Here is a 6,549-nt window from a genome sequence, read left to right as displayed (position 1 = left end):
ACAGGCCCGCCGCCTGCAGTGCCTCGTACGTCAGCAGGAACACCTGCTCCTCGCCCGCGCTGACCGTCAGCCAGACCAGTTCCAGGTCGGGGAAGGCGGCCTCGACATTCTCGAACTCGTTGCCGATCTCGACCACCAGCACGCCGCCGGGGTTCAGGTGCGCGCGTGCGCCGGCCACGATCCGGCGCACCACGTCCATGCCGTCGTCGCCGCCGGCCAGCGCGATGCGCGGCTCGGCCTGGTATTCGGCCGGCAGACGCTGCATGGCGCCTTCGTTCACATAAGGCGGATTGCTGAGGATCACGTCGTAGGTGGCACCGGCCGGCAGCGGCGCGTACAGGTCGCCGTGATACAGGTGGATGCGGTCCTCGAGGCCGTAGTCGGCGACATTGCGACGCGCCACCTCCAGCGCATCGGCCGAGATGTCGACCGCATCGATGGAGGCGTGCGGCCAGGCCTGCGCGGCCAGGATCGGCAGGCAGCCCGAGCCGGTGCACAGCTCAAGCACCGGGCCGATCGCGTCGATGTCGCTGACCCACGGGGCCAGGCCATCCTGCAGCAGCTCGCCGATGAAGCTGCGCGGCACGATCACGCGCTCGTCGACATAGAAGCGCTGCCCATGCATGTACGCCTCGTGCGTGATGTAGGCCGCCGGCACGCGCTCGTCGACGCGGCGGCGGATCACCTCCATCACCGCGGCGATTTCGTCGGGCAGCAGCCGGGCGTCGAGGAACGGGTCCAGCGTATCGAGCGGCAGATGCAGCGTATGCAGGATCAGGTAGACGGCCTCGTCGTAGGCGTTGTCGGTGCCGTGGCCGAACGACAGGCCGGCCTGGGTGAAGCGCGACACCGCCAGGCGCAGCAGGTCGCGGACGGTGGACAGGGGAGAGGCGGTGGCCATGGCGAATCAGAGGTCAGGGGTCGGTCGGGGCGGCGCGATAACGGCGGCGCGGTCTGCGCAACGTGCTAAGAGTGGCGCGATCAGGGCAGTGCGGTCAGGAAAGATCGCTCAGGCGATCAGCCGCTCCAGCACGCCGCGATAGATGTTCTTCAGCGGCTCGATGAAGCGCACTTCGACGTGCTCGTCGATCTTGTGGATGCTGGCATTGGGCGGACCGAACTCGATCACCTGCGGGCACAGCTTGGCGATGAAGCGGCCGTCCGAGGTGCCGCCGGTGGTCGACAGCTCGGTCTGCACGCCCGTCTCGGCGGCGATCGCCGCGGCCAGCGCCTCGGACAGGTCGCCGCGCGGCGTCAGGAACGGTTCGCCGCCCAGCGTCCAGTCGATCTGGTAGTCGAGCCCGTGCCGATCGAGGATCGCGTGCACGCGGGCCTTCAGCTGCTCGGGCGTGCTGGCCGTCGAGAAGCGGAAGTTGAAATCGATCGTCACGTGGCCGGGGATCACGTTGGTCGCGCCGGTGCCCGCGTGGATGTTCGACATCTGCCAGGTGGTCGGCGGGAAATACTCGTTGCCGTCGTCCCAGCGCTCGCCGACCAGTTCGGTCAGCGCCGGCGCCGCCAGATGGATCGGGTTGCGCGCCAGGTGCGGATAGGCGATATGGCCCTGCACGCCCTTGACGGTCAGCTTGCCGGACAAGGAGCCGCGCCGGCCGTTCTTGACCATGTCGCCGAGCGTATCGACCGAGGTCGGCTCGCCGACCACGCAGTAGTCGAGTCGTTCGCCGCGCGCCTGCAGCGCCTGTACGACCTTGACGGTGCCGTCGTGGGCCGGGCCTTCCTCGTCGCTGGTGATCAGGAGCGCGATCGAACCGGCATGGTCCGGATGGGCCTGCAGGAATTCCTCGATCGCCACCACGAAGCCCGCGATCGAGGTCTTCATGTCGGCGGCGCCGCGGCCGTACAGCTTGCCGTCGCGATGGGTCGGCTCGAACGGCGGCGAGGTCCATTGCTCCAGCGGGCCGGTCGGCACCACGTCGGTGTGGCCGGCGAAGGCCAGCAGCTTGCCGGCGGTGCCCAGCCGGCCGCGCTTGACGGCCCACAGATTGGTGACGCGGAACGCGTCGGGGCCGCTGACCAGCGACTCGCAGGCGAAGCCGAGCGCGGACAGCCGCGCCTGCAGCACGGCCTGGCAGCCTTCGTCGGCGGGGGTCACCGACTGGCGGCGGATCAGGTCTTCGGTCAGCGCCAGCGTCGGGTTGGCGGCGGGCGTTGCGGGGGCGTTGGAGGTCATGGGGCGGCGATGGTTAAGCGGACATTCGGACTGGCGGCGAGCAAACGGAAATCCAGCGGCAATCGAGCGGCAATCGAGCGGCAAGCAAGGGGCGGCAGGCCGGCAATCGGCGGGCTCAGCCCTGGAAACGTTCGGCGTACTGATCGGCGGCGAAGCCGACCGCGACCGCGCCGTCATGCTCGAGCACCGGCCGCTTGATCAGCGAGGGGCTGCGCTGCATCAGCGCGATCGCGCCATCGGCGTCCTCGGCCAGGGCCTTGTCGGCGTCCGGCAGCGCGCGCCAGGTGGTGCCCTTGCGGTTGAGCAGCAGCGACAGCGGCACCTGCTTGAGCCAGCGGCGCAGCATCGTCTCGTCGACGCCCTGCTTCTTGAAATCGTGAAAGGCGTAGTCGACGCCGTTGGCTTCGAGCCAGGTGCGGGCTTTCTTGACGGTATCGCAGTTCGGGATGCCGTAGAGCTGGACGGTCATGGCGAATGAAGAATGAATCGTTGGCGAGAGGGACGCGAGGCGCGATGGCGGCAAAGGACGATGGCGGCGCGATGGCGCGAGCCGTGGCCCGCTTCAGCGCAGCAGCAGATTGATGGCGATCACCAGCGCGGGCAGGCCCAGCGCGAAGCCGGCCATCGCCACGCCGGTCATCAGCCGCAGCCGGCGGTCCAGCCGGGCCGCTTCCTTGCGCAGCGCGTCGATCGTGATCGCATGTTGTTCGGCCAGCAGCTTGACGTTCTCGGCCTGCTGCATCGCGGCCGTTTCCAGCTCGGCGACGCGCGCCGCGAGCTGGCGCGCCTGCTCCTGCGGATCGGCCGCGGGCGTGCCGTCGCCGCCGTCGGCGGGCTCGTCCTTGCGCTTGCTCTTCTTGAGCTTCTCGATGGTCTTGTTGGCCTGCTCGAGAATGGTCGGCAGCAGGGACAGCACGGTGCTGACGGTAGCGGGGTCCAGGGCCATGAATCGCTTGCGTAGGGAGGGCACGGGTCACCTCACGTAAGAGCCGGCGCGTTGTGCCGCTCGGGGGCGAGGAGGGCGAGGCGCGGGTTGGGACGCGGGTTGGGGCGCGGGTTGCGGCGAACCGGACAGCGGTGGCGGCACGCGGGCCGCCACCTCGCTGCCGTCAGTCGCCGCGCAGCAGGTCGTTCAGGCTGGTCTTGGCGCGCGTCTGCGCGTCGACCTTCTTGACGATCACCGCGCAGTAGAGGCTGTACTTGCCGTCCTTCGACGGCAGGTTGCCCGCCACCACCACCGAGCCCGCCGGCACGCGGCCGTAGTGGATCTCGCCGGTTTCGCGATCGTAGATCTTGGTCGACTGGCCCAGGTAGACGCCCATCGAGATCACCGAGTTCTCCTCGACGATCACGCCCTCGACGACTTCCGAGCGCGCGCCGATGAAGCAGTTGTCCTCGATGATGACCGGGTTGGCCTGCAGCGGCTCGAGCACGCCGCCGATGCCGACGCCGCCCGACAGATGCACGTTCTTGCCGATCTGCGCGCACGAACCGACGGTCGCCCAGGTATCGACCATGGTGCCTTCATCGACATAGGCGCCGATGTTGACGTACGAGGGCATCAGCACCGCATTCTTCGCGATGAACGAGCCGCGGCGGGCGACCGCCGGCGGCACCACGCGAAAGCCGCCCTTGGCGAAGTCGTCGGCCGACCAGCCGGCGAACTTGGTCGGCACCTTGTCGTAGAACTGCGCGAAGCCGCCGGCGGCCATCGGCGCGTTGTCTTCCAGGCGGAACGACAGCAGCACCGCCTTCTTGACCCACTGGTTGACGATCCAGTCCTTGCCTTGCTTCTCGGCCACGCGCAGCGTGCCCGCGTCGAGCTGGCCGATCACCGTGGCCACCGCTTCGCGGATGTCGGCCGGGGCGGACTTGGGCGACAGGCTGGCGCGGTCTTCCCAGGCCTGGTCGATCAGAGCTTGCAGTGCTTGCGTCATATGCGTTTCTTCGCGTGTTGTCGTGGTTGAATTCGCGGCCGCCGCGCGGTGGCGGTCGGCAGCCGATATTGGGGTGGATATTGCGGTCGACTCCAGGTCCAAGGCGGCGAATCCCGGGACCGAACCGTGGGATCGAACCGCGCTCCGGCCGGTTCAGCCGCGGCCCGCCAGGCCCCGGCAGAAGGCGAGGATGCGCTCTGCACCCTCGCGGCATTCCTCGGGCGTCGCCACCAGCGCCATCCGCACGCGATTGGCGCCCGGATTGATGCCGTCGGCCTCGCGCGCCAGATAGCTGCCGGGCAGCACGGTCAGGTGCTGCTCGGCATAAAGCCGCGCGGCGAACTCGGTGTCGCTCAGCCCCGTGCGCGAGACGTCCGCCCACAGGTAGAAGCCCGCGTCGGGCAGGGCGACGTCCAGCACTTCGGCCAGCATCGGCGTGACCTCGGCGAACTTGGCGACATAGGCGGCACGGTTCTCGCGCACATGCGCCTCGTCGTTCCAGGCCGCGACGCTGGCGCTCTGCACCGCCGGGTTCATCGCGCCGCCATGATAGGTGCGATACAGCAGAAAGCGGCCCAGCAGCGCCGCGTCGCCCGCGACGAAGCCCGAGCGCAGGCCCGGCACGTTGGAGCGCTTGGACAGGCTGGAGAACATCACCAGCCGCTCGAAGCCGCGGCCCAGACGGTGCGCCGCCTCCAGCGCGCCCAGCGGCGCCTTGCCCTCGTCGAAATAGATCTCGGAGTAGCACTCGTCGGAGGCGATCACGAAGCCGTGGCGGTCCGACAGCGCGAACAGCTGGCGCCAGTCGTCCAGCGACAGCACCGCGCCGGTCGGATTGCCGGGCGAGCAGACATAGACCAATTGCACGCGCGGCCAGACTTCATCGGGGATACGGTCGAATGCCGGGGCGAAATTGCGGGCCGGATCGCTGTTGGCGAACACCGGCGTCGCGCCGGCCAGCAGCGCGGCGCCCTCGTAGATCTGATAGAAGGGGTTCGGGCACAGCACCAGCGCGCCGGGGCGGGTGCCGTCGACCACGGTCTGGGCAAAGGCGAACAGCGCCTCGCGCGAGCCGGTGACCGGCAGCACCTGGCTAGCGGGGTCGACACGGGGCAGGCCGTAGCGGCGCTCCAGCCAGCTGGCGATGCATTGGCGCAGGGCTTCGGAACCGGCCGTTGTGGGATAATTCGCCAGCCCGCCAAGCGACTCGGCCAGCGCATCGCGGATGAAGCGCGGGGTCCGATGCTTGGGCTCGCCGATGCCGAAACTGATCGGCCGCAGCGCGCCGTTCGGCTGGATTCCCGCAAACAGGGCCTTCAGTTTCTCGAACGGGTAGGGCTGCAGCAAATCGAGACGCGGGTTCATGATGGGTCGAAGGCCTGTCGAAACGCAGCATTATAAGGGACGAGGCGCCGCGCCGAGGGACCGGCGTAACGCCGGCGTTACGGTCCGGATCGGCTCCGATCCGGGCTTCACGTATCACCCACATCCATGTCAGGCACCGTTTCCCGGGTGCCGCCAGTGTTTTCCAATCCATGAGCCATTCCAACGCCAACGTGCGGCCCGGCGCCTCCCATGCCGACGCCCACGCCGATACCGATACCTTCAAGGCTTCCCTGTCGATCCTGCTCGGCGCCTCGGTGTGGGGCATCGCCTGGTATCCGTATCGGCTGCTGGCCGCCTGGGGCCTGGGCGGCATGAAGGCCGCGGCGGTGGTCAGCGCGGTCGCCGCCGTGCTGGCGCTGCTGGTGCTGCGGCGGCAATTGCGGGGCCTGCGCTGGTCGTGGCTGTTCGTGGCGATCGCGCTGGCGGCCGGGATTACCAATGCCGGCTTCGTCTGGGGCAGCGTCCACGGCCACGTGATGCGGGTGCTGCTGCTGTTCTACCTGACCCCGGTGTGGACCGTGCTGGTCGCGCGGCTGCTGCTGGGCGAGCGGGTCTCGCCGGCGGGCCTGATGCTGGTCGCGCTGGCGATGTTCGGCGCCGGGCTGATGCTGTGGACGCCAGAGGTCGGCGTGCCGCTGCCCGGCGATGCCGCCGAATGGGCGGGCCTCGCCGCCGGCATCGCCTTCGCGTTCAACAACGTGCTGTCGCGCCGCGCCGGCCAGCGCTTTCCCGAGATGGACGCGCGGCTGCGCACGCTGATGGTGTTCGGCGGCGGCACGGTGGTCGGGGGCATCGCCGCGCTGTGGCTCGATACCGGCGCCGTGGCGATCGCGCCAGAGGCGCGCGTGGCGGCGCCGCTGCTGGTGCTGGGCCTGGCCGCCACGCTGGTGGTCGGCAACGCCATCGTCCAGTACGGGCTGCAGCATCTGCCCGCCAACCGGGTCTCGCTGCTGATGCTGTTCGAGATCGTGGTCGCCGCGGTGTCGTCGTGGTGGCTGGCGACCGAGACGCTGAGCTGGAAGGAGGCGGCCGGCG

Annotated in this window: 7 protein-coding genes; 1 reads left to right on the top strand and 6 read right to left on the bottom strand. The window is 69.3% G+C overall.

The annotated features are described in order from the left end of the window. The 6 genes from prmB to dapC form a co-directional block, all read right to left on the bottom strand. Positions 1–901, bottom strand: a 901-nt coding sequence (gene prmB, locus AC6EI8_RS23040; protein ID WP_226108831.1) for a 50S ribosomal protein L3 N(5)-glutamine methyltransferase, incomplete at its 3' end; no start/stop codon positions are given. A gap of 108 nt (positions 902–1,009) precedes the next feature. Then, the gene (gene dapE / locus AC6EI8_RS23035) at positions 1,010–2,191 is read right to left on the bottom strand and encodes a succinyl-diaminopimelate desuccinylase (RefSeq protein ID WP_226108833.1); all 1,182 of its coding nucleotides are present in this window, start codon (positions 2,189–2,191) and stop codon (positions 1,010–1,012) included. 115 nt (positions 2,192–2,306) lie between these two features. Further along, positions 2,307–2,660 (bottom strand): ArsC family reductase, encoded by a 354-nt coding sequence (locus AC6EI8_RS23030; RefSeq protein ID WP_149319043.1) that lies wholly within the window; start codon positions 2,658–2,660, stop codon positions 2,307–2,309. A 93-nt stretch (positions 2,661–2,753) separates the two neighbouring features. Next, positions 2,754–3,137: a hypothetical protein gene (locus tag AC6EI8_RS23025; protein WP_187829248.1), complete on the bottom strand. Its 384-nt coding sequence runs from the start codon at positions 3,135–3,137 to the stop codon at positions 2,754–2,756. 163 nt (positions 3,138–3,300) lie between these two features. Continuing rightward, entirely contained in the window at positions 3,301–4,128 is an 828-nt protein-coding gene (gene dapD, locus AC6EI8_RS23020) for a 2,3,4,5-tetrahydropyridine-2,6-dicarboxylate N-succinyltransferase (protein WP_149319041.1), read from the bottom strand. 153 nt (positions 4,129–4,281) lie between these two features. Further along, positions 4,282–5,493, bottom strand: a complete 1,212-nt coding sequence (dapC, locus tag AC6EI8_RS23015; RefSeq protein ID WP_226108835.1) for a succinyldiaminopimelate transaminase — start codon at positions 5,491–5,493, stop codon at positions 4,282–4,284. A 170-nt stretch (positions 5,494–5,663) separates the two neighbouring features. On the opposite strand from dapC, the gene AC6EI8_RS23010 reads away from it, so the two are divergent. Further along, positions 5,664–6,549 (top strand): DMT family transporter (locus AC6EI8_RS23010; protein WP_498382977.1); only part of this gene is annotated, 886 nt, incomplete at its 3' end.

This window comes from Cupriavidus sp. R6-3, from assembly GCF_059772245.1.
This window is presented reverse-complemented; position numbering and strand designations above follow the sequence as displayed.